This window comes from Stenotrophomonas sp. TWI1409 (assembly GCF_039673015.1).
GTDB lineage: Bacteria > Pseudomonadota > Gammaproteobacteria > Xanthomonadales > Xanthomonadaceae > Stenotrophomonas > Stenotrophomonas maltophilia_A.
Genome location: NZ_JBDJKU010000060.1, coordinates 1 through 24,707, shown reverse-complemented (window position 1 = coordinate 24,707; position 24,707 = coordinate 1). Strand labels below are relative to the sequence as shown.

General features: G+C 67.4%; 23 protein-coding genes. 14 read left to right on the top strand and 9 right to left on the bottom strand.

Annotated features, from left to right (window positions below; all coding sequences use genetic code 11):
• Nucleotides 1-154 precede the first annotated feature (154 nt).
• From ABE423_RS16735 to ABE423_RS16720, 4 genes are read right to left on the bottom strand one after another with little or no spacing between them, the layout of a single operon-like run.
• The gene (locus ABE423_RS16735; protein WP_005414428.1) at nt 155-805 is read right to left on the bottom strand and encodes a response regulator transcription factor; all 651 of its coding nucleotides are present in this window, start codon (nt 803-805) and stop codon (nt 155-157) included.
• Nucleotides 806-833: 28 nt separating this feature from the next.
• A complete protein-coding gene (locus ABE423_RS16730) occupies nt 834-1,889 on the bottom strand; it encodes an ABC transporter substrate-binding protein (RefSeq protein ID WP_346486813.1) in 1,056 nt (351 codons plus the stop codon).
• The gene (locus ABE423_RS16725; RefSeq protein WP_049421788.1) at nt 1,886-3,277 is read right to left on the bottom strand and encodes a sensor histidine kinase; all 1,392 of its coding nucleotides are present in this window, start codon (nt 3,275-3,277) and stop codon (nt 1,886-1,888) included. The genes ABE423_RS16730 and ABE423_RS16725 overlap by 4 nt, the downstream gene beginning before the upstream one ends.
• Nucleotides 3,270-3,959: a response regulator transcription factor gene (locus ABE423_RS16720; protein WP_049463657.1), complete on the bottom strand. Its 690-nt coding sequence runs from the start codon at nt 3,957-3,959 to the stop codon at nt 3,270-3,272. The genes ABE423_RS16725 and ABE423_RS16720 overlap by 8 nt, the downstream gene beginning before the upstream one ends.
• Before the next feature lie 242 nt (nt 3,960-4,201).
• Between ABE423_RS16720 and ABE423_RS16715 the strand changes: the two genes are divergently transcribed.
• The 5 genes from ABE423_RS16715 to ABE423_RS16695 all read left to right on the top strand — a co-directional run bounded on the left by ABE423_RS16715 (nt 4,202) and on the right by ABE423_RS16695 (nt 10,700).
• Nucleotides 4,202-5,341: a porin gene (locus ABE423_RS16715; protein WP_125895108.1), complete on the top strand. Its 1,140-nt coding sequence runs from the start codon at nt 4,202-4,204 to the stop codon at nt 5,339-5,341.
• A gap of 75 nt (nt 5,342-5,416) precedes the next feature.
• A complete protein-coding gene (locus ABE423_RS16710) occupies nt 5,417-6,745 on the top strand; it encodes a CitMHS family transporter (RefSeq protein ID WP_125895106.1) in 1,329 nt (442 codons plus the stop codon).
• Between the two features lie 24 nt (nt 6,746-6,769).
• On the top strand, nt 6,770-7,510 hold the full coding sequence (phbB, locus tag ABE423_RS16705) for an acetoacetyl-CoA reductase (protein ID WP_005419193.1): 741 nt from the start codon (nt 6,770-6,772) through the stop codon (nt 7,508-7,510).
• A gap of 207 nt (nt 7,511-7,717) precedes the next feature.
• On the top strand, nt 7,718-8,242 hold the full coding sequence (locus ABE423_RS16700; protein WP_346486811.1) for a hypothetical protein: 525 nt from the start codon (nt 7,718-7,720) through the stop codon (nt 8,240-8,242).
• A 160-nt stretch (nt 8,243-8,402) separates the two neighbouring features.
• Nucleotides 8,403-10,700, top strand: a complete 2,298-nt coding sequence (locus ABE423_RS16695; protein WP_346486809.1) for a TonB-dependent receptor — start codon at nt 8,403-8,405, stop codon at nt 10,698-10,700.
• 423 nt (nt 10,701-11,123) lie between these two features.
• On the opposite strand, the gene ABE423_RS16690 is transcribed toward ABE423_RS16695, so the two are convergent.
• Both ABE423_RS16690 and rsgA read right to left on the bottom strand, forming a co-directional pair.
• Nucleotides 11,124-12,377: a flavohemoglobin expression-modulating QEGLA motif protein gene (locus ABE423_RS16690; protein ID WP_346486807.1), complete on the bottom strand. Its 1,254-nt coding sequence runs from the start codon at nt 12,375-12,377 to the stop codon at nt 11,124-11,126.
• A gap of 227 nt (nt 12,378-12,604) precedes the next feature.
• Nucleotides 12,605-13,714 (bottom strand): ribosome small subunit-dependent GTPase A, encoded by a 1,110-nt coding sequence (gene rsgA, locus ABE423_RS16685; protein WP_032129866.1) that lies wholly within the window; start codon nt 13,712-13,714, stop codon nt 12,605-12,607.
• Between the two features lie 114 nt (nt 13,715-13,828).
• On the opposite strand from rsgA, the gene ABE423_RS16680 reads away from it, so the two are divergent.
• From ABE423_RS16680 to ABE423_RS16670, 3 genes are read left to right on the top strand one after another with little or no spacing between them, the layout of a single operon-like run.
• Complete coding sequence (locus ABE423_RS16680) at nt 13,829-15,103, top strand: pyridoxal phosphate-dependent aminotransferase (RefSeq protein WP_125895589.1); 1,275 nt, start codon at nt 13,829-13,831, stop codon at nt 15,101-15,103.
• 3 nt (nt 15,104-15,106) lie between these two features.
• Complete coding sequence (locus tag ABE423_RS16675; protein ID WP_071229632.1) at nt 15,107-15,724, top strand: SGNH/GDSL hydrolase family protein; 618 nt, start codon at nt 15,107-15,109, stop codon at nt 15,722-15,724.
• Between the two features lie 4 nt (nt 15,725-15,728).
• Entirely contained in the window at nt 15,729-16,445 is a 717-nt protein-coding gene (locus ABE423_RS16670) for a class I SAM-dependent methyltransferase (protein WP_049400245.1), read from the top strand.
• A gap of 68 nt (nt 16,446-16,513) precedes the next feature.
• On the opposite strand, the gene ABE423_RS16665 is transcribed toward ABE423_RS16670, so the two are convergent.
• On the bottom strand, nt 16,514-17,293 hold the full coding sequence (locus ABE423_RS16665; protein ID WP_253143919.1) for a polysaccharide deacetylase family protein: 780 nt from the start codon (nt 17,291-17,293) through the stop codon (nt 16,514-16,516).
• A gap of 59 nt (nt 17,294-17,352) precedes the next feature.
• On the opposite strand from ABE423_RS16665, the gene grxD reads away from it, so the two are divergent.
• On the top strand, nt 17,353-18,279 hold the full coding sequence (grxD, locus tag ABE423_RS16660) for a Grx4 family monothiol glutaredoxin (protein WP_049421809.1): 927 nt from the start codon (nt 17,353-17,355) through the stop codon (nt 18,277-18,279).
• A 77-nt stretch (nt 18,280-18,356) separates the two neighbouring features.
• Here the strand turns inward: grxD and ABE423_RS16655 are convergent, their stop codons facing one another.
• Together ABE423_RS16655 and ABE423_RS16650 are read right to left on the bottom strand one after the other, a co-directional pair.
• A complete protein-coding gene (locus ABE423_RS16655; RefSeq protein WP_006384394.1) occupies nt 18,357-18,896 on the bottom strand; it encodes a DUF924 family protein in 540 nt (179 codons plus the stop codon).
• 43 nt (nt 18,897-18,939) lie between these two features.
• Nucleotides 18,940-19,716 carry an AMP nucleosidase gene (locus tag ABE423_RS16650; RefSeq protein ID WP_005414446.1) on the bottom strand — a complete coding sequence of 259 codons (777 nt, stop codon included), beginning with the start codon at nt 19,714-19,716 and terminating at the stop codon, nt 18,940-18,942.
• 151 nt (nt 19,717-19,867) lie between these two features.
• Here ABE423_RS16650 and ABE423_RS16645 point away from each other — a divergent pair, with 151 nt between their 5' ends.
• From ABE423_RS16645 to ABE423_RS16625, 5 genes are all read left to right on the top strand, one after another.
• Complete coding sequence (locus ABE423_RS16645) at nt 19,868-21,277, top strand: amidohydrolase (RefSeq protein WP_049462465.1); 1,410 nt, start codon at nt 19,868-19,870, stop codon at nt 21,275-21,277.
• Complete coding sequence (locus ABE423_RS16640) at nt 21,277-22,539, top strand: amidohydrolase family protein (RefSeq protein ID WP_253143916.1); 1,263 nt, start codon at nt 21,277-21,279, stop codon at nt 22,537-22,539. The genes ABE423_RS16645 and ABE423_RS16640 overlap by 1 nt, the downstream gene beginning before the upstream one ends.
• A gap of 20 nt (nt 22,540-22,559) precedes the next feature.
• On the top strand, nt 22,560-23,192 hold the full coding sequence (locus ABE423_RS16635) for a 2-hydroxychromene-2-carboxylate isomerase (RefSeq protein WP_253143914.1): 633 nt from the start codon (nt 22,560-22,562) through the stop codon (nt 23,190-23,192).
• Nucleotides 23,193-23,287: 95 nt separating this feature from the next.
• Entirely contained in the window at nt 23,288-24,229 is a 942-nt protein-coding gene (locus ABE423_RS16630) for a DegV family protein (RefSeq protein WP_032129875.1), read from the top strand.
• Nucleotides 24,230-24,306: 77 nt separating this feature from the next.
• Nucleotides 24,307-24,645, top strand: a complete 339-nt coding sequence (locus ABE423_RS16625) for a hypothetical protein (RefSeq protein ID WP_032129876.1) — start codon at nt 24,307-24,309, stop codon at nt 24,643-24,645.
• Nucleotides 24,646-24,707: the final 62 nt, after the last annotated feature.

The window sequence follows — 24,707 nt, the reverse complement described above, 5'->3', positions numbered from 1 at the left end:
CAGGTGGGCTGCGCAGGGGCGTGAGCCGCATGGATGCGGCGACCGAGCTTACATGGACGTACTTGCAGCGGCCCCTGCGCAGTCCACCTGCCCGGCCTCACCCATGAACTGCTCTACGTGTCCACCCACGAGGGGCTGCGCCGTTGGCTGGAAACTACAACCCGATGCCGGCGTCGCCCTCGGGCTCCAGCGCCTTCACCAGCACCGCCGCCTGCGTGCGGCTATGGCACTCGAGTTTCTTCAGGATCGCGGTGACATGCACCTTCACCGTGTTCTCGGCCAATCCCAGCGTATAGGCGATCTGCTTGTTGAGCAGGCCATCGGCCAGGCACAGCAACACGCGGAACTGCTGCGGGGTCAGCTGGGCCAGGCGGCTGGCCAGCAGGGCATCGGCCTCCGAGCGCTCGGCGGCCATCGCCGGGAACCACAGTCCACCATCGAGCACCGCCTGCACGGCCTCGCCAATGGTCTCGGCCGGGGCCGACTTCGGAATGAAACCGGCAGCACCGAACTGCTGCGCGCGGCGGATCACACGGGGATGGTCGTTGGACGAGAGGATCACCACCGGGATGTCCGGATGCGAGCCGCGCACGTGCAGCAGCGCGGAAAAGCCGTGCGCGCCGGGCATGGTCAGGTCGAGCAGCACCAGGTCCACGTCCGGGTGCGCGTCGAGGGCTTCGGCCAATGCCTCGGCGCTGGCGACCTCGCGCACCTGCGCCAGCGGCAGGCTCTGCCGCAATGACTGCACCACCGCCGAACGCAGCAGCGGGTGGTCATCGGCGATCAGGATGGTGTATTCGCTCATGCCGCCATTGTACGGGCAGGCCGTCGCCTCAGCGCCCTGCCGGCTCCACGCTGCTGCGCCAGGCATCGAGGAACTGGCGGCGCTTGAGTGCATCCAGGTACACCAGCAGGCCCGGACCCAGCTGGATCGGGCGGCGGCTGCGGCCGGGCGCATCGTCGCCACGTGCGCTGCCGGTGACGATCGGCATCAGCCGTGCCTCGCGTGACAGCACCTGCTGGCCACGCGGCGACAACAGGTAGTCGAGGAAGCGCCGGGCTTCTTCCGGGTGTGGGCCGGTGCGTGGAATCACCGCGGTACGCAGTACCACCAGCGTGTAGTCCTCAGGCTCCACAATCGCCAGCGGAGCACCCGCGTCGATGCGCGCCTGCGCGTAAGAGCCGAGCACGTTGTAGACCAGCGACAGCTGTCCGCTGGCCACCTTGTCCAGTAGCACGCCGGTGCGCTCCTCGCGCACCACGTCGTTGTCGCCCAGCGCGCCCAGCAGCGCACCGGCGATGCTGCCACGCTGCGCATCCTGCGTTGACAGCAGGTAGCCGACGCTGCTGCGTTCGATGTCATAGGTGCCGACCCTGCCGCGCAGCGGTGCGCCTTCGGCGCGCAACCGGTCCAGCAGTTGCCGGCGCGTGTGCGGCACCTTCGCCGACGGCAGTGCACGGGTGTTGTAGACCATCACCACCGGCTCGTAGCTGATGCCGAATGCCTCGTTGCGCCACTGCGCCCAGGCCGGCAGCGCGGTGGTCTGAGCGGAGCGGTGCGGCAGTGCATGACCATCGTTGACCAGCTTGGTCTGCAGGTCCATGCCACTGGAGATCAGCAGGTCCGGCGATGCCGGTCCGCCGCGGTCGTGCAGGTACCGCGCGTACAGGTCCTGGGTGATGATGTCCTCGTACACCACTTCGGTGCCCGGGTGCAGCCGCTGGTAGTCGGCGATGACCACCGCGAACACTTCGATGTCGGTGGTGCCGTGGATGCGCAGCTGCGCCGTGGTCTTTGCCTGTGCGGGAAAACGGCGCACATCGCCGGGCGCGGCCAGCACCGGCAGGGCCAACAGCAGGGCAACGGCGGTGGCGAACAGGCGGATCATGAACTGCTCCGGGGCAGGCGGATGGTAGCGATCAAACCACCCTGCGGACGGTTGCTGAGATCGATGCGGCCGCCATGGCTGTCGACCACGCGCTTGACGATGGCCAGGCCCAGCCCGGCGCCGCCGGACGGCGCGCCCTCGCCACGGGCGAAGCGCTCGAACACGCGTTCGGCATCGGCGGCGGCAATGCCGGCACCGTGGTCGGCGATGGTCAGCACGGCCTGCCCGCCTTCCACGGTCAATGCGATCTGCAACGGACCGTCGCCGCCGTACTTGAGTGCATTGTCGACCAGGTTCTTGATCGCCTCGCGCAGCAGCAGCGCATCGCCATGCACCTGTACCGGCTCGGCAGTCATCGCCAGCTGCACGCGCGGCGCCGGGCCGGCCTGCGGCAGCGCTTCATGCAGGGCCTGGTGCACGGTCTCGGCCAGATCCACTGCAGCAAAGCGCTGCAGATGCGAACGATGGATCACGCTGGCATCGCTGAGCAACTGATTCAACAACCGGCTCATGTGGGTGGCGTTGCGCTCGATCGCCTGCAGGCTGCGCCGCATGTCTTCGGGATCGTCGTCATCCAACGCCAGCTGTGCCTGCGCACGCAATGCCGCTAACGGCGTGCGCATCTGGTGCGCGGCCTCGGCCATGAACGCGCGCAGCGTCTCGTTGCTGCTGGACAGCCGTTCCATGAAGCGGTTCAACGCCGCCACCATCTGGTCCATCTCGCGCGGTACACGGGCATCCAGCGGCTTCAGGTCAGAGGGCTCGCGGCGTGACAGCTCGCGTTCCACCCGCACCAATGGCCGGAATGCGCGATGCACGCCAAAGGCCACCAGCGCCAGCAGCAGGCCGGACAGCACACCGATCGCCAGCAGTGCGCGGTTGACCATGTCCTGCGCGACCGCTTCACGCGCACGCCGGGTCTGGCCGACCTGCACCTGTACTTCGCCCTGCGCCGAGGCGGCGGCGAAACTGCGGCCGACCACCACGAAGCGCACGGTCTCGCCGCTGTAGGCGGCATCGAACAACTGCGGTTGCGTGCCGGGCCGGCGCGGCGGCGCCGGCAGGTCGCCATAGCCGGTGATCAGGTTGCCACGGCTGTCGGCGACCCGATAGAACACGCGGTCTTCCGGGGCCATCGCCAGCAGGTCCAGCGCCGCATAGGGCAGATCGACCTGCCATTGGCCATCGACCAGGGCCACCGAATCGGCAATGGACAACGCCGAGGACACCAACAGGTGATCGTAGGAACGGTTGGCGGCGCGCTGGCCATAGCCGCGCGCGGCAAACAGCAGAGCCACCGCGAACACCGCCAGCAACGCGCCGAGGTAGAGCAGCAGCGTGCGCCGCAGCGAGCCCGGTGCGGCGTTCGCGGTACGCGCGTCAGCCATCGGCGTCGGCGCTGTCATCACTGGCTTCCAGCAGGTAGCCAACGCCGCGCACCGTGGTGATGCGCAGCGGTGCACCTGCCAGCTTCTTTCTCAGGCGCCCCACATACAGCTCGATGGCATTCGGGCCGGCCTCGTCATCGAAGCCGAACAGCCCGTTGCCTATCTCATCCTTGCCGACCACCTGGCCGAGGCGGCCGACCAGGATCTCCAGCAGCCGGTACTCGCGGTTCGGCAGTTCGATCGGTTCGCCGTCGAGGCTGACCCGGTGCGCGGCATTGTCGAACTGGAAGCCACCGATCTGCACCACTTCGCTGGCCTGGCCGCGCGCGCGTCGCAGCAGCACGCGGCAGCGCGCTTCGAACTCGCGGAAATCGAACGGCTTGCCCAGGTAATCGTCGGCGCCGACGTCCAGCGCCTGCACACGGTCTTCGATGCCGTCGCGCGCGGTCAGCATCAGCACCGGTGTGCTGTCGCCGCGCTCGCGCATGCCGGCCAGCACGCGCAGGCCATCGAGCTTGGGCAGGCCGATATCCAGCACCACCAGGTCGAAGCTCTGGTAGCGCAGCACGCTGGCGGCGGCCAGGCCATCGGCCTGCCAGTCCACGGCGTGGCCGCTGCGACGCATGCGACGGATGATCGCATCGGCCAGATCCGGGTTGTCTTCGACCAGCAGCAGGCGCATGGGCACACGGGTGGGAGGGGAAACGAATGCTACCGCATGCCGCCGCCGCGCTTGCCGGGCGTGGCCCAGTGAGCGCAGCGGCCGGTTTTACGCTGCACCGCACAATCTGTTGACAGGACGATGACAGCTTGCCCGACCCAGACTGCGGCCGCGCACCGTCCGGTGCCCACGATTGCCGCGCGCCTGGCGCGCACCTGGGAGGGTTTGTGGAATTCACGTTTGCCTGGCGGCGCCCTGCCGCCATGATGGCGCTGGCTGCCCTGTCGGCGCCGGCCTTTGCCGCCGAAGACGACCGTCCGGTCACGGCCTCGCTCGGAGGCCGCCTGCACCTGGACTTCGCCACCTTCGACAACGACAACCGCGGTACGCCGAACAAGGACGACACCGAGATCCGTCGCGCCTGGCTGGACGTGTCCGGCAAGTTCTTCGTGGTCGACTACAAGCTGGAAGCCGATTTCTCCGGCGACCGCGTCGAGGCCAAGGACGTGTACCTGGCACGCAGCTTCGGCAAGGCCGGCAAGCTGACCGTGGGCCAGTTCAAGCAGTACTTCTCGCTGGATGACCGCACCAGCTCCAACTACGGCAGCTTCCTGGAGCGCGGCAACGCCGGCACCACGCTGGCGCCGCTGTACCGCCTGGGTGCGTCGTGGCAGGCCAACCCCGGTGACTTCACCTGGGCGGCCAGCATCTACAGCCTGGAAAGCATCGACGCCTGGCAGGTGAAGGGCCGTGCCGCCGGTGGCCGCGTCACCTGGGCGCCCTCGCCCAGCGATGGCGACGTGCTGCACCTGGGCCTGTCGCTGGCCCGTGAGGCCTACGACAACCCCGGCGCCAATGGCGTGCCTGGCCTGCGCATCCGCCCGCGCCCGGCCGGCCACCTGTCCGACGAGAGCCGCCTGACCCTGGTCGACTTCTCCGCCGGCCGCGATACCGATGTCAACAAGTGGTCGCTGGAATACGCGCAGGTGCGCGGCCCGCTGTCGTGGCAGGGCGAGTTCAGTGGCGCCACCTTCGATGACGGCGCGCAGCGCGGCGACGTAATGGCCGCCTACGGCATGCTCAGCTGGTTCGTCACCGGCGAAAGCCGCGCCTACGACCGCAAGACCGGCCGCTTCGCGCGGGTGAAGGACATCCGGCACAAGGCCGGTGCCTTCGAAGTGGCGCTGCGCTACGACCAGATGTGGGGCGCACAGCACCTCGATGGTGCACCGGACCTGCGCCGCGGCAGCACCGAAGCGTGGACGCTGGGTGGCAACTGGTACCTGCGCGACAACCTGCGCTTCATGCTCAACGTGATCGAAAGCCGCAACCGCGACCGCCTCGCCGGGATCACGGTGGACCGCACGCGTGCGGTCACCGGCCGCCTGCAGTACGACTTCTAGACCTGATATTCCGGGCATGCCGCCCGGGCCCCTTCCACTCCCCCACGTCCTGTTTTCGCAAGGAGTCCGCAGATGATGCTGAGCATCCTCGGCTTTGGCATGGTCATTACGTTCATGTACTTGATCATGAGCAAACGCCTGTCGCCGCTCGTCGCCCTGATCACCATCCCCATCCTGTTCGCGCTGATCGGCGGCTTCGGCGCCAACATCGACGAGATGATGCTGGAGGGCATCAAGAAGATCGCGCCGACCGGCGTGATGCTGATGTTCGCCATCCTCTACTTCGGGGTGATGATCGACGCCGGCCTGTTCGATCCACTGGTGCGGGTGATCCTGCGCTTCGTGAAGGGCGATCCGATGAAGATCGTGCTCGGCACCGCGGTGCTGGCGATGCTGATCTCGCTGGACGGTGATGGCTCGACCACCTACATGATCACCGTCTCGGCGATGCTGCCGTTGTACCAGCGGCTGGGCATGAACGCGCTGAACATGACCTGCGTGACCATCCTCGCCGGCGGCGTGATGAACCTGACCCCGTGGGGCGGCCCGACCGCCCGCGCGGCCACCGCGCTGCACGTGGACCCGGCCGATGTGTTCGTGCCGCTGATCCCGTCGATGGTGATCGCCTGTGCCGGCGTGCTGCTGCTGGCCTGGTACCTGGGCCTGAAGGAACGCCGTCGCCTGGGCGTGGTGACCCTGCCCAAGGGTGGCAGCTGGATGGACAACAGCGTGTCCGACGACAGCAATGCGCTGCCGACCGTGGAAGACGCCGAGGACATCAAGCGTCCGAAGCTGCTGTGGGTCAACCTGGCCCTGACCGTGGCGCTGATGACGGCGCTGATCATCGGCGTGCTGCCGATGCCGGTGCTGTTCATGGTCGGCTTCGCCATCGCCCTGGTGATCAACTACCCGAACCTGGCCGAACAGCGCCGCCGCGTGGTCAACCACGCCGGCAACGTGCTGTCGGTGGTGTCGCTGATCTTCGCCGCAGGCATCTTCACCGGCATCCTCAACAACACTGGCATGGTCGAAGCGATGTCGCACAGCTTCCTGGCGGTGATCCCGGAATCGTGGGGCCCGTACCTGGCGGTGATCACGGCGGTGGCGTCGATGCCGTTCACCTTCTTCATGTCCAACGACGCGTTCTACTTCGGCGTGCTGCCGATCCTGTCCGAAGCCGCCGGCAACTACGGCATCACCCCGGTGGAAATGGCGCGCGCCTCGCTGGCCGGTCAGCCGGTGCACCTGCTCAGCCCGCTGGTGCCGTCCACCTACCTGCTGGTGGGCCTGGCCAAGGTCGAGTTCGCCGACCACCAGAAGTTCACCCTGAAGTGGGCCATCGCCATCTCGATGCTGCTGATGGTCGGCAGCCTGCTGTTCGGCCTGTACCCGCTCGCGGCCTGACCCCTTATCAAGGAGCCTTCTGCAATGACGCTTCGAATCGCTTACGTCACCAGCGGCATGGGCAGTGTCGGTACTGCCATCTGCCAGAGCCTGGCCCGCAGCGGCCACACCGTGGTCGCCGGTTGCGCGCCGAACTCACCGCGCAAGGCCAACTGGCTGCGCGAGCAGCGCGAACAGGGCTTCGACTTCATCGCCTCCGAAGGCAACGCGACCGACTGGGCCTCGACCAGCGCGGCGTTTGCCAAGGTCCGCGCCGAAGTCGGTGAAGTGGACGTGCTGGTCAACAACTCCGGTGGCAGTCGCGACCTGCTGTTCCGGCAGATGACGGTGGAGGACTGGAACGCGGTGATCGCCTCCAACCTCAATGCGCTGTTCAACCTCACCAAGCAGGTGGTCGACGGTATGGCCACGCGGGGCTGGGGCCGCATCATCAACATCGGTTCGGTCAGCGCCCACAAGGGCCAGATCGGCCAGGTGAACTACGCCACCGCCAAGGCCGCGATGCATGGTTTCAGCCGTGCGCTGGCCGCCGAAGTGGCCTCACGCGGGGTCACCGTCAACACGCTGTCGCCGGGCTACATCGCCAGCCAGGCGATCAGCAGCTTCCCGCCGGACGTGCTGGACCGGCTGGCCGCCTCGGTGCCGGTGCGACGCCTGGGCCGTCCGGAAGAAGTGGCCGGCCTGTGCGCATGGCTGGCCTCGGACGAAGCCTCGTACGTGACCGGCGCCGATTATCCGGTCAACGGTGGCCTGTACATGGGTTGAGCCCGTCTCCACGCAGCGCGTGGATCGCCTCCCCCACGGAGTGCGCGGGGCCGGTGAACCTTCGTTCGCGAGGGGGATCCGGCCCCTTTTTGTTTCTGCATTTCTGAGACGCACTTCCCGATGCATCGGCAGAACCGGTGCTATACCTGCCAGCGCTTGCCGTGCCCAATGGACGAACGGCTGACATCGCGGATCAAGGAGGTTGGCATGCGTGCAATGCTGATTGCGCTTGTTGCGGTCGCCACCACGCCACTGGCGGCAACCCCACCCGCTGCCACTGCAGAAGAGGCGGACGCAACCTGGCGGCTCGTGGAGCGCTGGTCCTTGCAACTGGCACGCTCTGACCTTGTCGCGCAGCTGTCCCCCCTGGCTCCGGCCGGCTCGCGTTCGGAAGCAGGAAGGGGCCGGGGCGACAGCGCCACCATCGATCTGGCGCCATTCGTGGTCGCCGGAAGGATCAAGGGGCCTTCTGGCCAGATCCACACCGACGCGTCGGGGCGAATCATCAAAGGCATTACGCTGTCGCTGGGCGGCGCCTGCATCTCGCGAAAGCAGATGGGTCGTCGCTACCCCGACTTCAACGTCCTTTCCGTCCCGTCAGGGCATAGTCTGGACGAGTCGACGGTGTTCGGCACGGTACTGAACGGCATCCAGATCGGGTTCTCATTCTCCGAACATGATCGTGACTGCATGGACCAGCTCAAATTCAGGTGGCCCGGTGAGCGCTTCTGATTCTCTCCGGCATACCACCATGACGAACAGGTTGCAGGACGCACACCACTGCCCTGCATCGTTCGTTGGTTTTCCGTAAAGAAGGTTTCATGTTCCGTTCGCATAGTGGCCATGCACCGCGCACGCGTGCCGGTGACCACCCCCAATGCAACGGACCACCATGCAGACCCGACACCTGACGATCGCCGTGGCGATCGCGCTCTCCGCCGCCGCCAGCGCCCATGCCGCCACCGCCGCCGATGCCGGCGCCAGCACCGATGCCACGCTGAGCGCGCAGACGCTGGATACCGTCTCCGTGATCGGCCAGGGCGAGACCCGCCAAGTGCAGCGCATCACCGCCGTCGACAAGCAGGTGCTGCCGCCGGGCACCAGCGGCCAGAAGATCCTCGATCGCCTGCCGGGCGTGTCGGTGCAGTCCAACGACGCCTTCGGTGCCAACGAGGAATCGCAGACCATCAGCCTGCGTGGCTTCGACAAGAGCCGCCTGGGCTACACGCTGGACGGCATCCCGCTGGGCGACAACAGCTACGGCAACTACAACGGCCTGAGCATCGCCCGCGCGATCATCGCCGAGAACCTGGCCGGCGCCGAGCTGTCGCAGGGCATCGGTTCGCTGGGCGTGGCCTCGACCAGCAACCTGGGCGGCACCATCCAGTACTTCTCGATGGACCCGTCCACCGAATTCGGCGGTCGCGCCAGCGTCACCGTTGGCGACAACAGCCAGCGCCGTGGCTACCTGCGCGTGGATACCGGCGACATCAACGGCTTCTCGGCCTATGTGTCCGGCGTGCACCAGGACCAGGACATGTGGGCTGCGCCGTACCAGAACCAGACCACCCGCCAGTTCAACGCCAAGGCGGTGTGGAACGTGGGCGACCATCGTTTCGGTGCGTTCGTGGCCACCTCGCGCGCCAGCCAGGCCAACTACGCCTACCTGTCCAAGGACATGCTGGCCCGTGGCCTGGGCTATGACTGGAACATCTACGCGCCGGACTGGGATCGCGCCGTCGCCGCCGCATACTGCGCACCGGGCACGCTGGACCGCAGCAAGTGCAAGTTCAGCGGTGGCGTCAACAGCATCGACGATGCGTACTACCAGAGCCGTGCACTGCGTGACGACAACCTGTACTCGGTGGATGCCGACCTGCGTCTGGGCGAGCAGGGTCGCCTGAAGCTGCTGGCCTATCACCACGACAACCGTGGCCAGGGCCACTGGTGGGCACCGGGCCAGCCGTCCTACCCTGGCACCGACAAGATGTTGCCGATCTCGATCCGCAGCACCAACTACACGATCAACCGCGATGGCCTGACCGCCGCACTGTCGTGGACGGTCGGTATCCACGAGCTGGAAGCCGGCCTGTGGTACGAGCAGAACGACCATAACGTCTCGCGCAACTTCTACTACATCAGCGGTCCGTTCCTGGACGACCTGTACTTGAAGAACCCGGACCGCCTGCTGTTCAACCAGGACTTCGACATCCGCACGCGCCAGTTCTACGTACAGGACCGCATGCGCTTCCTCGACCAGCGCCTGACCGTGGACGTCGGCATCAAGAGCCCGAACACCCGCATGCGCGCCACCGCCAACCCGGGTGTGGAAACCAGCATCGCCTCGGGCACGCTGACTGCCAAGGAATCGGTGCTGCCGCAGCTGGGCCTGGGCTTCAAGCTCAACGCCAACAACGAGCTGTTCGCCTCGTATGCCGAAAACATCGCTGCCTTCGTCGGCGGTGGCAGCGGCGGCCCGCTGCAGGTGTCGCCGGAATCGTTCGCGGCCAGCGTCGGCCTGGAGCCCGAGAAGTCGAAGAGCCTGGAAGCCGGTTTCCGTACTTTCGGTGAGAAGTACCAGGCGTCGATCGCTGCCTACAACGTGAAGTTCGACAACCGCCTGCTGTCGCTGAACCCGTGCTCGAGCATCGAAGTCGGCACACGTCCGGAGTGCGTGACCCGCTTCATCAACGTCGGTTCGGTGAAGAGCCACGGCGCGGAGCTGACCTTCATCCTCAAGCCGATCGACGGCCTGCAGTGGTACAACGCGCTGTCCTGGAACAAGACCACCTACGAGGACGACTACCTGTCCGGCGGCGCGGTGGTACCGGTAGCCGGCAAGATCACCGTGGATACGCCGCAGCGCATGGCGTCCAGTGAGATCAGCTGGAACCGCGATGGCTTCTTCGCCAGCCTGCGTGCCAAGTACACCGGCAAACGTTACTACACCTACACCAACGACCAGTCGGTGCCGGGCGTGACCACCTTCGACGCCGGTGCGGGCTACGACTTCGGCCCGGGCCTGGGCCTGCGCAACGTGCGGGTGTCGTTGAACGCGACCAACCTGACCAACAAGCGCTACGCCGGCCAGCTGAGCTCGTTCGCACCGACCGATCCGGAGGGCAAGCGCTATGCGATCCACGCGAGCGCGCCGCGGCAGTTGTTCATGACGGTGGCGGCGGAGTTCTAAGTCAGAAGCGGGCGCTGCGGCGCATCAGTACCGCAGCGGGGCGAGGTGGGACGGGCCGAGGCAGGACACGCCGCAAGTACGTCCCTGTAGGCTCGGTCGGCGCATCCATGCGCCTCACGGTCCTGCCTCGGCCCGTCCCACCACGCTCGACAATTTCCTGCGCCGGCGCGGAGGCAATGAAAAGCAAAAGCAAAGAGCCGGGCATTGCCCGGCTCTTTGCTTTTCAAGCGCAATCCCTCTGGTGGGCCTGCTGCCGCGCCCGCAGGAAACTGTCTGGAGGAGGCGGGGCACCTTGGTCAGGACCGTTGGCGCCATGGATGGCGCCATCGAGCACCATGGAGGGGCTTTTGCGTGTCCTGGCCAGGGTGTCCCGCCTCCTCCCCACCGATAGCAGGCAGGCGCTGGCGGGTCCGCCAACGCATTTCATTCCGGCGCCAGCTGGTCCATCCGTATCCGGTTGGCGAACAGCGAGAACGCCAGCATCCCGGCCAGGCCATTCGCCCGGCTCACCCAGTGCGGCAGCCAACGCGGCGGCTTCAGCACCCCCGCATCGAACAACGGCGCGAACGCGATCGCATCGGTCAGGCTCATCTTGCCGGCAAACAACCAGCGGCAGACCTGCAGGCGGTCCTCGGCCAGCATGTGGCGGAAGAAGGTGTGCACCGACACCAGGCCGCGCAGGTACACCGTGTCCTTGGTGAAGGCCAGGCCGCCACTGGGCGGCACGCCACGGAACACGCGCTGCGCCGAAGCGAAACTCTCTTCCGCGTTCTGCCCGGCATCGCAGAAATAGCGGAACACTTCGATGAAATCAGCACCTTCGCGGGCCATCGCAATCGCTTCGGTACGCAGGCTGATGCGCTTGAGGCGCTCGATGTCGATGCTGCCGGTGATCTGCTCGGCGAAGGTGGCCAGCCCTTCCTGGGTTGCCGTCACCCGCGGCGAGGACAGTGCCAGGCTCGGCAGCACCGGCTGCTCGCGGCCGTTCAGGGCGGTCAGTGAATGCACCAGCGCTTCATGGTGGAACAGCTGCGCGCGGTCGTAGGCGCTGAAGCGTGCACTGGTGCGCAGGCGGATGCGGGTCGGGCCGGCGGCGGCCTTGGACACCAGCTCCGGGTCGAGCTGCACCTGGATGATGCGCGATTCGAAGAACGCGTCCAGATCGTTCTGCAGCTGCAGTTGCAGCGCGATGGCCGAGACCGGCACCTGTTCTTCCGGCGCCAGCAGTTCGTGGTCCAGTTCGGCGGCGATCTGGATGAAGTGGCGTGCAGCCTCACGCGTACTCGGGCCATTGCCCGGCAACGGCTGCTCGGGGGCGCCGAACAGCTGCACCGAACAGGTATCGACTGCAGCAGTGCCCAGCCCTTCCAGCAGCTGTGCGGCCAGGTCCCAGCTCTGCGCTGACTGCCGCACGTAGTGACCCAGTGGATGGCTGTCGTCGCAGTCGGCGGCAATCGCGGCCAGCGCACGACGTTCCTCGCTGAAATCCAGCTTCGGGTAGTCCACCTTCGGCAGTACCGGCTGGCCGCGTGCCACGCTGGCCAGGAACGGTGCCTGCAGCGTCGCCGGCCAGCTGGTCAGGCCCAGCAGGCGGATGCCTCCCACGGCCTCGACCAGGCGCGCATCGAGCGCTGCATGGTGGGCCACGTCACGGTCCAGCGTCGCAGTCGGTTCCATGCGCGGACTATAGCGCCCTGCCCGCGCGTTGGTAGGTGCAATGGATCGGGTAGCTGCCAACCTTGGTTGGCATCCGCCGAAGGCGGACTTCGGATACATCCGTGCCAACCAAGGTTGGCACCTACCAGGAGCGGGCAGTTGGCACCCACCCGAAGCAGGCAGACGCAGGTTCATTGCAGGGGGCAGAGCCCATTGCGGTGCAATGGGATCCGACCCCGCGATACCGATCAACGCCTGCGCGGCTTGCCTGCCGGGCGGAACTGCTGGCCCTTGCCCTTCTTGCCACCGCGTTCCTGCGCGGTCTCGGCCTGGCGTACTGCCAGCTTGGCGGCAGCGGCGGCCACTTCTTCCTTCAGCTTGAAGTAGTTCAGCAGCCGGCTCTCTTCGATCTCGCCGGCCTCGATCGCTGCACGCACGGCACAGCCCGGTTCCTGCTGGTGCTTGCAGTCGTTGAAACGGCACTGTGCGGCCAGCGCTTCGATGTCCGCGAACCCACCCTCGGACAGGGTCTCTTCGCCGGTCGGCTTCAGCTCGCGCATGCCGGGGGTGTCGATCAGGCAGGCGCCGGTCGGCAGCGGCATCAGCGCGCGGTGCGTGGTGGTGTGGCGTCCACGCGAATCGTTGGCGCGCACTGCGTTGGTCTTCATCCGCTGCTCGCCGAGCAGAGTGTTGGTCAGCGTGGACTTGCCGGCACCGGAGGAACCGACCAGCACCACCGTGCGGCCCGGGCCCAGCCACGGCTGCAGCACCGCCACGCTGTCGGCATCCAGGCCGTTGATCGCATGCAGCGCGATGCCCTGCATCTCCAGCTCTTCCAGCACCGCCAGTGCGTCTTCGCTGTACTCGGTCTGGTCGGCCTTGGTCAGCACCACCACCGGCTCTGCACCGCCACCACCGACCAGCAGCAGGTAGCGTTCGATGCGGCGCGGATTGAAGTCGGCATCCAGGCCACAGACGATGAACACCGTATCGATGTTGGCGGCGATCACTTGCTGGTGGTAATGCTCGCCGGCCGCACCGCGCTTGATCGCGGTACGCCGCGGCAGCAGGGCGACGATGCGGATGCCATCGAGCAGCACCCAGTCACCCACCGCTGGCCGTTCATGGCTGGGGAAGCGCGGGCGCTGCCATTCCGGCAGGGACTCGGCCTTGATCGACGCATCCGGGCCATCGGCCACCACGTAGTGGGTGCGGTGCTGTTCGATCACCCGTGCCGGGCGGGCCTGCGGATGTGCGGCCATCGCGGCCTGCCAGTCGGCCTGCTGCGCCGGGCCCGGCCAGGGCCAGCCAATGGTCTGCAGGGCGATGAAATCGGGGGTCTGGGTCATCGCCGCCATTCTACCTGTGCCGGCGCCCTGCCAGCCCAGCAATGACGGGCCCGGAGCCCTTGCCATGCATTGCAGCAATTCCGGTAGGATGGAAGCCCCATGCCTTTTGACGGCCCAGCTCCCATGTCCACCAACTCGCCCAAGCCCCTGGCCATCCGCGAGCGCCTTTCCGAAGTGCGCTACGAAATCCGCGGAGAACTGGCGCGGCGAGCCCGGGAGCTGGAGGCGCAGGGCCGCAAGCTGATCAAGCTCAACATCGGCAATCCCGGCGCCTTCGGTTTCCGCGCGCCGGAGCACCTTCAGCGTGCGATCGCCGACGACATGGGCCGCACCGACCCCTACACGCACCAGCAGGGCCTGCCGGTCGCGCGTGAAGCCATCGCCAGCTACTACGCCCGCCGTGGCGCGCCCGATGCGCACCCGGACCGCGTCTTCCTCGGCAATGGCGTCAGCGAACTGATCGACCTGTCGCTGCGTGCGCTGCTCAATCCCGGCGACGAAGTGCTGGTGCCCTCGCCCGACTACCCGCTGTGGTCGGCCTCGACCATCCTCAACGATGGCCGCCCGGTGTACTACCGCTGCGCACCGGAGAACGGCTTCCAGCCGGACCCGAGCGAGATCGAGACACTGGTGTCCTCGCGCACCCGCGCCATCGTGCTGATCAACCCGAACAACCCCAGCGGCGCAAGCTACCCGCGCGAACTGCTGGAGCGCGTGGTCGAGATCGCGCGCCGCCACAACCTGCTGTTGCTGGTTGATGAGATCTACGACCAGATCCTGTACGACGACGCGGTGTTCCAGCCGGTCGCGCCGCTGGCCGGTGATCATCCGTGCCTGACCTTCAGCGGCCTGAGCAAGGTGCACCGCGCCTGCGGCTGGCGCGTGGGCTGGGCCCACCTCAGCGGCGACGATGCCCGCCTGGGTGACTTCCGCGCGGCGCTGGACCTGCTCGGTGCGCTGCGCCTGTGCGCCAACGTGCCGGGCCAGTACGCCATCGAGGCCGCGGTGAACGGCCCGGACACCATTTCCGAGCTGTGCACGCCGGGCGGCCGCCTGTACGAAACCCGCCGTGCGGTGATCGAAGCCTGCGAAGCCAGCGAGCACCTGTCGCTGGTCGCTCCCTCCGGTGCGCTGTACGCGTTCCCGGCCGTGGTAGGCGCTGCGGCAAAGGGCTTCGACGACCACAACTTCGCGCTGGACCTGATGAACAACGAGGGCGTGCTGGTGGTGCCGGGCTCGAGCTTCAACGTGCCCTACCGCCACCATTTCCGCGTGACCCTGATGCCGGAAGCCTCGGTGATGCGCGATGTATTCGCGCGCATTGACCGTGCCCTGGCCCGCCGTGCCGAGGACGCGACCAAGGTCGTGCCGCTGAAGCCGCGCCGTTCGGTGGCCTGACCTGTGACCCTGTCCTACCTGGCGCTGGGCGATTCGTACACCATCGGTGAAGCGGTTGCAGTCGAAGGCCGCTGGCCGCACCAGTTGGCTGCCGCGCTGCGTGCACAGGGCACTGAGCTGTCCGATCCGCAGACCATTGCGACTACCGGCTGGACCACCGACGAACTCGATGCGGGCATCGATGCGGCCGCGCCGCAGGGGCCGTTCGATTTCGTCAGCCTGCTGATCGGCGTCAACAACCAGTACCGCGGGCGTCCGCTGGACGAATACCGCAGCCAGTTCCAGGCGCTGCTGCAGCGGGCCATCGGTTTCGCTGGCGGTGATGCCGGCCGCGTGCTGGTGCTGTCCTTCCCCGATTGGGGTGCGACCCCGTTCGGCGCCGGCAGTGGCCGCGACCTGGCCGCGATCGAGATCGAGACCGACGAATTCAATGCGGCTGCCGAGGTGATCAGCACCCAGCAGGGCGTGGCCTTCGTCGACATCACCGATATCAGCCGCGCGCAGGGCGAAGACCCGACGATGATTGCCGAGGACGGCCTGCATCCTTCAGCGCGGATGTATGCGCTGTGGAGCGCGCGCGCTCTGCCGGTGGCCGCGCATCTGCTTGGCGGCACGGACTGAGGCGATGGACGGCACGCCACGGAACGGCCCGCCCCTGCCCTGCACGCCCCTGACCGCCCCGCAGGCCCGCTTGATCGCAGAAGCATTCCGGCCAGCGCAGGCCTGGGGCAGCCGCCGCGACTACTACTACACCCGCGGCAAGCTCGGCAGCGATCCGCTGTACGACGGCGTGCTGCAGCATCTGCCTGACGATGGGCAGCCTGTGCTGGACCTGGGCTGCGGGCTGGGCCTGTTCGCCCATGTGCTGCGCCAGCGCGGCGGTACCCAGCATTACCTGGGCGTGGACGTGGATGCCGGCAAGATCACCCGCGCGCAACGTGCTGCCGCCGACCTGCAGGACGTGCGCTTCGACTGCGTGGATGTGCAGGCGCCGCTGCCGGCGCAGGCCGGGCACGTCCTGCTGCTGGACGTGCTTCAGTATCTGGACGCGGGCCCACAGCAGGCCCTGCTGCGCGCGGCCAGCGCACAGGTGGCCCACGGCGGCTGCCTGTTGCTGCGTACACCGCTGGCCACCGGGGATGGCCGCGACCGCACCACGCGGGTCGCCGACCGGCTGGCCTGGCTGATCGGCTGGATGGGCACACGACCGCGCCACTATCCCGATCCGCAGGTGTTGCAGGCGACATTGATCGAGGCCGGATTGCAGGTGACGTCGCCCCGGCCGCTGCACGGGCGTACCCCGTTCAACAGCTGGCTGCTGGTGGCGCACCGCATCCGGTAGCGCGGGGCCATGCCCGGCGGATTCCATCCATGCCGCTGCGCTCGCCGGGCGTGGCCCGGCGCTACCGGTTATCCGGCCGGCAGCTGCGCCTTCAGCCCGCGCTCGTGCAGCGCCTGCAGCACGCGCTCGATGATCACCAGGTTATGCCCATGGGCGGCACCTTCGTGCAGCAGCACGATCGCGCCCGGGCGCAGATCCGGCAGCAACCGTGCCAGCACGCCGTCCGGCGTGCAGCCGACGCCGTCGTAGCCGCGCGCGCTCCAGCCTACCCGGACCAGCCCCAACCGCTGCAGCACCGGCGCCACGAACGGATTGGTCATGCCCACCACCGAGCGGTACCAGCGCACCGGCTGGCCGCTTACCGCCTGCAGGGCATGCTGGCAGCCCTCGATCTCGGCGCGCATCGCCACCGGGCCCAGCCGCCAGAAGCGCGCCTGCGGATGGCTGTGGCTGTGATTGCCCAGGTCATGGCCACGGCGCAGGATCTCCTGCACCAGTTCCGGCTGTGCCAGCGCACGTTCCCCCACCAGGAAGAAGGTGGCGCGTGCCTGGTGGCGGTCCAGCAGGTCGAGCACGGCGCGGGTTTCCGGGCCAGGACCGTCATCGATCGTCAGCCATACCGTGTTGCCGGCCTCCGGCAGTCGGCTCAGCACCGGCGCATAGAAGCGGCTGTTGGGCAGGAACACCGGCACCATGAACAATGCGTGGCTGGCCACCATCAGCGGCAGACCCCACTGCCAGCCGTCCAGGGCCCAGACCAGGATCACGACCAGCTGCGACGCCACCAGCCAGGGCAGCCAGCGCCAGGGGCGGGCCGGGATGCGATGCAATGTTCCTGCGTTGCTCATCCCCCATGATGCCATGGGGGTTAGAATTGATGATTCGAATTCCCGGAAACCCGACGTCCATGTCCCTCGATCCCGCCCTGCGTTCGCGCATCGAATCCATCCTCAACGCCAACCGCGTCGTGCTGTTCATGAAGGGCCAGCCGTCGATGCCGCAGTGCGGTTTCTCGGCCAAGGCCGTGGGCGCCCTGCAGGACCTCGGCGTCGAGTTCGCCCACGTCAACGTGCTGGCCGACCAGGAAATCCGTGAAGGCATCAAGGCCTACGGCGACTGGCCGACCATCCCGCAGCTGTACATCGACGGCGAACTGGTCGGCGGCAGCGACATCGTGCTGCAGATGGCCGCCAGCGGCGAGCTGAGCAGCGTGCTGGGCCTGGCTGCGCCGGACCGTACCCCGCCGAGCATCACCGTCACTCCTGCCGCCGTGGAAATGCTCAAGGGCGCGCTGGCCGATGCTCCGGGCGCTGCCCTGCAGCTGTCCATCGACGCCGGTTTCCAGCCGAACTTCCAGCTGGCCCCGCACGACGAAGGCGCGATTGCCGCCGAGTCCAACGGCCTGCGCGTGCAGTTCGACCTGGCCAGCGCGCGTCGCGCCAACGGCATCACCATCGACTGGGTGGACGACATCCGCGGCAAGGGCCTGGCGATCGACAACCCGAATGCGCCCAAGCCGGTACAGGAAATCAGCGTGCGCGACGCCGACGACCTGGTGCGTGCCGGCAACATCACCCTGGTGGACGTGCGCCCGGCCGACGAGCGCGCCATCGCAGCCGTCGGCGTACCGTTCAAGAGCTTCGACGGCAACGGCCGCGCCGCGCTGGAAGCCCTGCCGAAGGACACCGCACTGGCCTTCATGTGCCACCACGGTGGCCGCAGCGCGCAGGCCGCCGAGCAGTTCCGCGCCCTGGGCTTCACCAAGGTGTTCAACGTCACCGGCGGCATCAACGCCTGGTCGGAAGACGTCGACAACGGCGTGCCGAAGTACTGATCGGCACTGAAAAAGGGGACGGAGGGAATTAAGTCGTTTGTGGCAAAAACGACTTAATTCCCTCCGTCCCCTTTTTCTTAGCCGGCGAACCCGCCTTCGGCCAGGTAATCCAGTTCTTCCGGCGTGGGGATGCGGCCCAGCACGGCGTTGCGATGCGGGAAGCGCCCGAAACGGCGGATGATGTCGCGGTGCAGTTCGGCGTACTGCAGGTATTCCTTGTCACCCAGCACGTCGAACATCGCCACCGAGCGGTCCTGGTCCAGCGGATCCTCGGAGTGCTCGAACGGCAGGTAGATGAAGGCGCGCAGCTTCGGCACCAGCTGCAGGTCCAGGCCCTCCTCGATGGCACGCATGGCGTAATGCCGGGCCAGGCCATCGGTGGCGTAGGAATGGGCAGTGCCCCTGAAGCAGTTGCGCGGGAACTGGTCCAGCAGCAGCATCAGGGCCAGCGCCCCTTCGGCACTGCCCAGCCAATGCTCGCGCCCGCGCGAAGCGGCGGCGAAATGCTCATCCAGAAACAACTGGCGGAACTGCGCGTCGAACGCGTCGTCGCGGGCGAACCACTTCGCAGGGCCCGCCTCCTTCCAGAATTCCACCACTTGCGCGGCAACGTCCATTACCTACTCCCAGGCCCGGACGCCCCGCGCCCGGCCTTCATCATCATTCGTCGAAGCGCAGGTGGCGGACCGACTTGCCGTTGCGCCGGATAAGCTTAAGCGCCTCGATGCCGATCTGGATATGGTTTTCCACGAACTGGGAGCTGACCTTGGCATCGGAGGCCTCGGTCTTGACCCCGTCCGGAATCATCGGCTGGTCCGAAACCAGCAGCAGCGCGCCGCTGGGGATGTGGTTGGCGAAGCCGGCGGCGAACACCGTGGCCGTTTCCATGTCGATGGCCATGCAGCGCATCGCCCGCAGCCGCTCCTTGAAGGCCTCGTCGTGCTCCCAGACCCGGCGGTTGGTGGTGTAGACGGTGCCGGTCCAGTAATCGTGGCCGAGGTCGCGGATCATGGTCGAAACCGCACGCTGCAGCGCGAAGGCCGGCAGCGCCGGTACTTCCGGCGGCAGGTAGTCGCCCGAGGTACCCTCGCCGCGGATCGCCGCGATCGGCAGCACCAGGTCGCCCAGCTGGTTCTTGCGCTTGAGACCACCGCACTTGCCCAGGAACAGCACCGCCTTGGGCATCACCGCCGACAGCAGGTCCATGATGATCGCGGCATTGGGACTGCCCATGCCGAAGTTGATCATGGTGATGCCATCGATGGTGGCACTGGCCATCGGCCGGTCCAGGCCGATGACCGGCGCGCCGGTCAGCTCGGAGAACGTATGCAGGTAGCCGCCGAAGTTGGTCAGCAGAATGTGCTGGCCGAACTGGTCCAGCGGTACGCCGGTATAGCGCGGCAGCCAGTTGTCGACGATTTCCTGCTTGCTCTTCATGGGCAGTCCGGTACGGCGGGGGACCGGGTATTTTCAGCCACCCGGCCGGTGCCGTCGAGCCACCGTCGACAGGCCTGTGAAGAAGGTCACTTGGCAAGCCCGCCGCCTCCGGGCTAGCGTCGACGGTTGGACCAGCTGCAAGGGGAACTGCATGGCATCGACGTTGTTGCGCGCCGGGGTAGCCCTGGCACTGCTTTCATTGAGCACGGCTCCGGCGGTGGGCGCCTCGCGCTTCGTCGCCGATCCCTACCCCAGCACCTACCAGGCGCATCCCGATGCGCCGGTGCTGATCCAGAACGCCACCGTGCTGACCGGCACCGGCCAGCGCCTGGACAATGCCGACGTGCTGCTGCGCGAGGGCCGCATCGTCGCCGTTGGCCGCCAGCTGCAGGCCGATGCCGGTGTCACCCGCATCGATGCGCAGGGCAAGTGGGTCACCCCTGGCCTGATCGACGTGCACTCGCACCTGGGCGTGTACCCCAGCCCCGGCGTCGGCGCGCACAGCGACGGCAACGAGATGACCGCACCGGTCACCGCCAACGTCTGGGCCGAGCACTCGGTGTGGCCGCAGGACCCGGGCTTCGCCACCGCACTGGCCGGCGGTGTGACCAGCATGCAGGTGCTGCCGGGCTCGGCCAACCTGGTGGGTGGCCGCGGCGTGACCCTCAAGAACGTACCCGCGGTGACCTACCAGGCGATGAAGTTCCCCGGTGCACCCTGGGGCCTGAAAATGGCCTGCGGCGAGAACCCCAAGCGGGTCTATGGCGAAGGCAAGGGCGTGACCCCAGCCACGCGCATGGGCAACGTGGCCGGCTACCGCGCCGCCTTCATCGATGCCGCCGACTACATCGCCAAGAACAAGCCGAAGCCGGCCAAGCGCAAGGGTTGGTTCGGCAGCGACAAGGGCGACAGCGCCGGTGATGCCGGCGGCAAGCGCGATCTCAAGCTGGACACGCTGGCCGGTGCGATCGAAGGCGACATCCGCGTGCACATCCACTGCTACCGCGCCGACGAGATGGCCACCATGCTCGATCTGGCCAAGGAATTCGGCTTCAAGGTAGCCGCCTTCCACCACGGCGTGGAGGCCTACAAGCTGGCCGACCGGCTGGCCGCCGACGGCGTCTGCGGTGCGCTGTGGGCCGACTGGTGGGGCTTCAAGATGGAAGCCTTCGACGGCATCCCGGAGAACATCGCGCTGGTCGACCGGCCGAAGAACAGCTGCGCCATCGTCCACTCCGACTCACCCGAAGGCATCCAGCGCCTGAACCAGGAAGCGGCCAAGGTGATGGCGTCCGCGCGCCGCGCGCGCATGCCGGAGATCACGCCCGAACACGCCATCACCTGGATGACCGCCAACGCCGCCAAGGCGCTGGGCATTGAAGGCCAGACCGGCACCCTGGAGGCCGGCAAGATGGCCGATGTGGTGGTCTGGAACGGCAATCCCTTCAGCTCGTACGCGCTGGCCGAGCAGGTCTTCATTGATGGCCGCAGGTTGTACGACCGCAGTGCACCGGCAGCGACGCCGCGTTCCGATTTCCAGCTTGGCCAGGAGGTGCGCTGATGGGCGTGTTGAACAAGCGTCGCCGGGCATGGCCCGGCGCTACCTTGGTTGCGCTGTTGTTGATGACAACCGCAGCCTCGGCGCAGGACCTGCTGGTGCGCAACGCGACCGTGCATACGGCCAGCACGCGTGGCAGCCTGCAGAACGCCGATGTGCTGGTGCAGGGCGGCATCATCCGCGCGGTGGGCAACGGCCTGTCGGCGCCGGCCGGCGCCAGCGTGGTCGAGGCCAATGGCCGTCCCCTGACACCGGCACTGTTCGGTGGCATCACCGAGACCGGTATCGAAGAAGTTTCCGGTGAATCGAGCACGGTGGACAGTTCGCTGAAGCTCGGTGAGCAGCCACTGCGGCCGGAATTCGACGTCACCCTCGCCTACAACCCGGCCTCAGTGCTGATTCCGGTCACGCGCCTGGAAGGCATCGGCTTCACCGCGCTGGGCGCTGCCACCGGCGGTGGTTTCGTGGCCGGCCAGGGCGGCGTGATGCGGCTCGATGGCAGCACCGATCCGATCGGCCCGCGTGCCCTGTTCCTGCGCATCGGCGCGGCAGCCTCCGAACTGACCGGGCATTCGCGCGCCGCGCAATGGATGCTGTTGCAGCAGATGATCGACGAAGCACGCGGACAGGTGGCTGCGGACTCGCCGCACGCGCTGCTGACGCCAGCCGGACGCCGCACGCTCAGTCGCTACCTGGCCGGCCAGGGCCGCATCGTGGTGGAGGTGGATCGCGCCGCCGATATCCGCCAGCTGCTGCGCTGGGCCACCCGCGAAAAGGTGAAGATCGCCATCGCCGGTGCCAGCGAAGCCTGGCAGGTCGCGCCGGAGCTGGCCGCCGCACAGGTGCCGGTGTTCGTTGACGTGCTGGCCAACCTGCCGGCCAGCTTCGACCAGATCGGCGCCACCCTGGAAAACGCCGCGCGCCTGCAGCGTGCCGGCGTGCCGGTGTCGTTCGTGCAGCGCGGCGACGCCACCCACAACGCGCGCAAGATGCGCCAGCTGGCCGGCAACGCGGTGGCCAACGGCCTGCCGTGGATCGATGGCCTGGCTGGGCTGACCCGGGTGCCTGCACAGGCGTTCGGGGTGGCCGACCAGATCGGCAGCATCGAACCCGGCAAGCGCGCCGACCTGGTGCTGTGGGAGGGCGATCCGCTGGACGTGGCGCACTATGCCGAGCAGGTCTGGCTGGGCGGCCGTGCGATGCCGATGCGCTCACGCCAGACCGAACTGCGTGACCGCTACCTGCAGCGCAACGCGCAGCCCTGACCGCACACGAGGACACACCGATGGCGACACTGCGCTGGTACTTCGACCTCATCTCGCCCTACTCCTACCTGCACTGGCAGAAGCTGAAGCAGCTGCCGCAGTTCGCGCAGATCCAGATCGTGCCAATTGCCTTCGGTGCGGTGCTGCATCACCTGGGCAACCTAGGGCCGGCCGAGATTCCGGCCAAGCGCCGCTTCATCTACCGCCAGCTGTTGTGGACCGCGCAGGCCGAGGGCACACCGCTGCGATTCCCGCCCGGCCATCCGTTCAACCCGCTGCCCGCCCTGCGCCTGTGCCTGGCCGCCGGTGCCAGCGTGCAGGCGGTGGACGTCCTGTTCGACTGGATCTGGCGCGACGGCAACGCGGCCGACAGCCCTGACGCCCTGCGCGAACCGGCCGCACAGCTGGGTATTGACGATGTCGCCAGCGCCATCGCCGACCCGGCGGTGAAGGAGCAGCTGCGCCGTAACACCGAGGCCGCAATTGGTGCCGGGGTGTTCGGTGTGCCGACCCTGGCTATCGATGAGGAGCTGTTCTGGGGCAACGACGCGCACCCGCTGATGGCTGCCGTTCTGGCCGATCCTGACCTGCTGCGGCAGCCCGAATGGCTGCGCCTGGCCACCCTGCCGGTGGCGGTGCAGCGCAGTCGCTGAACAGGGCGTGGCGCGTTTCCCTCGCGCGCCTGGCTGGGATTTGAGATAGATTTCACGTTTCCGAACCTACAACCGCCCTGGAGGGGGAGCCGCGGATGCGCATCGGAATCGTCGTCGACTCGGCCTGCGACCTGCCGCCGGACTTCATCGCCACCCACAACATCGTGCTGCTGCCGATCACCGTACGCATCGGCGAAGCGGTGCTGGCCGATCATCGCGATGAACAGGCCACACTGAGCTTCCTGCACGCGCACGTGGCCGAACACGGTGCTGAAGCGGAAACCATCCCCTTCAGCGTCAACCAGATCCGCGACCTGTTCCTGCAGCAGCTGGTGATCGATTACGACCACGTGTTCTGCATGACCATCACCAAGACCCGCAGCCCGATCCATGACAACGCGCTGCAGGCCAGCTTCGCCATCCTCAACGACTACAAGCCGGTGCGGCAGGCAGCGGGTTACAACTCGCCGTTCGCGCTGCGCGTGCTCGACACCCAGAACCTGTTCGCCGCGCAGGCGGTGACCGCAGTGGAAGCGGTGCGCCTGCGCGACAGCAACGCCAGCGTGCAGCAGATCCGCGAGCGGCTGGAGGAGCTGGCCAGCAACGTGCACGGCTACATGGTCACCCGCGACCTGTACTACATGCGCGCGCGTGCGCGGCACAAGGGCGACCGCAGTGTCGGCCTGCTCAGCGCCGCATTGGGCAGTGCGCTGGACATCAAGCCGGTGCTGCACGGTTACCGCGGCGAGACCGGACCGGTGGCCAAGATCAAGGGCTTCGACAACGCCGTGCAGAAGTTGTTCGCGGTAGTTGGCCAGCGCGTACGCGCCGGGCTGATGACACCGACGGTGTGCGTCAGCTACGGCGGTGAGCTGGAAGAGCTGCGCACCCTGCCCGGCTATGCACAGCTGAAAGAGGTCTGCGCCACCCATGGCGTGACCGTGTACGAATCGGTGATGAGCCTGACCGGCATGGTCAACGTCGGCAAGGGCGCAGTCACCGTGGGCTTCGCCGATGGGCCGCATCGGTTCGAGTGAGGCCCCGACGCGGCGCGGATCTGCACATCGATTCCACCGCGGTTATGCCAGTCTTCCCGCACTTCAAGGAGAACTCCATGCCTGCGCAGTACCACATCAGCCTGCCCGACCCGTCCAAGGCCCGCGGCAATGACCCTGACCTGTCCTTCCATTCGCAGGGCGCCGCCGGTTTCGCCGAAGAACTGCAGGATGCGCTGCGCAATGGCAGCCTGTTCGAGCGCTGGAAGGCCAAGCAGCCTGACCCGGACGCGGTGGAACCGCAGTGGGGCGTGACCGACCCGGATGCCACCGTGACCGGCGAGCAGAAGGACCTGCGCATCAACCTGGTGGCCACCACCCGCATCGACAGTGACGTGTTCAAGCAGCGCCTGCGCCTGCTGGCAGGCCACCATTGGGAACTGCGCGACGTGCGTTGAGGCCAGGCCCTGGTAGTGCCGGCCGCTGGCCGGCAACCGCAACATCGATGGAGGTGCCGGCC

Coding starts and splice junctions, on each gene's coding strand:
- ABE423_RS16735 (WP_005414428.1), bottom strand. CDS start 805: ATGAGCGAATACACCATCCTGATCGCCGATGACCACCCGCTGCTGCGT.
- ABE423_RS16730 (WP_346486813.1), bottom strand. CDS start 1,889: ATGATCCGCCTGTTCGCCACCGCCGTTGCCCTGCTGTTGGCCCTGCCG.
- ABE423_RS16725 (WP_049421788.1), bottom strand. CDS start 3,277: ATGGCTGACGCGCGTACCGCGAACGCCGCACCGGGCTCGCTGCGGCGC.
- ABE423_RS16720 (WP_049463657.1), bottom strand. CDS start 3,959: ATGCGCCTGCTGCTGGTCGAAGACAACCCGGATCTGGCCGATGCGATC.
- ABE423_RS16715 (WP_125895108.1), top strand. CDS start 4,202: ATGATGGCGCTGGCTGCCCTGTCGGCGCCGGCCTTTGCCGCCGAAGAC.
- ABE423_RS16710 (WP_125895106.1), top strand. CDS start 5,417: ATGCTGAGCATCCTCGGCTTTGGCATGGTCATTACGTTCATGTACTTG.
- phbB (WP_005419193.1), top strand. CDS start 6,770: ATGACGCTTCGAATCGCTTACGTCACCAGCGGCATGGGCAGTGTCGGT.
- ABE423_RS16700 (WP_346486811.1), top strand. CDS start 7,718: ATGCGTGCAATGCTGATTGCGCTTGTTGCGGTCGCCACCACGCCACTG.
- ABE423_RS16695 (WP_346486809.1), top strand. CDS start 8,403: ATGCAGACCCGACACCTGACGATCGCCGTGGCGATCGCGCTCTCCGCC.
- ABE423_RS16690 (WP_346486807.1), bottom strand. CDS start 12,377: ATGGAACCGACTGCGACGCTGGACCGTGACGTGGCCCACCATGCAGCG.
- rsgA (WP_032129866.1), bottom strand. CDS start 13,714: ATGGCGGCGATGACCCAGACCCCCGATTTCATCGCCCTGCAGACCATT.
- ABE423_RS16680 (WP_125895589.1), top strand. CDS start 13,829: ATGTCCACCAACTCGCCCAAGCCCCTGGCCATCCGCGAGCGCCTTTCC.
- ABE423_RS16670 (WP_049400245.1), top strand. CDS start 15,729: ATGGACGGCACGCCACGGAACGGCCCGCCCCTGCCCTGCACGCCCCTG.
- ABE423_RS16665 (WP_253143919.1), bottom strand. CDS start 17,293: ATGAGCAACGCAGGAACATTGCATCGCATCCCGGCCCGCCCCTGGCGC.
- grxD (WP_049421809.1), top strand. CDS start 17,353: ATGTCCCTCGATCCCGCCCTGCGTTCGCGCATCGAATCCATCCTCAAC.
- ABE423_RS16655 (WP_006384394.1), bottom strand. CDS start 18,896: ATGGACGTTGCCGCGCAAGTGGTGGAATTCTGGAAGGAGGCGGGCCCT.
- ABE423_RS16650 (WP_005414446.1), bottom strand. CDS start 19,716: ATGAAGAGCAAGCAGGAAATCGTCGACAACTGGCTGCCGCGCTATACC.
- ABE423_RS16645 (WP_049462465.1), top strand. CDS start 19,868: ATGGCATCGACGTTGTTGCGCGCCGGGGTAGCCCTGGCACTGCTTTCA.
- ABE423_RS16640 (WP_253143916.1), top strand. CDS start 21,277: ATGGGCGTGTTGAACAAGCGTCGCCGGGCATGGCCCGGCGCTACCTTG.
- ABE423_RS16635 (WP_253143914.1), top strand. CDS start 22,560: ATGGCGACACTGCGCTGGTACTTCGACCTCATCTCGCCCTACTCCTAC.
- ABE423_RS16630 (WP_032129875.1), top strand. CDS start 23,288: ATGCGCATCGGAATCGTCGTCGACTCGGCCTGCGACCTGCCGCCGGAC.
- ABE423_RS16625 (WP_032129876.1), top strand. CDS start 24,307: ATGCCTGCGCAGTACCACATCAGCCTGCCCGACCCGTCCAAGGCCCGC.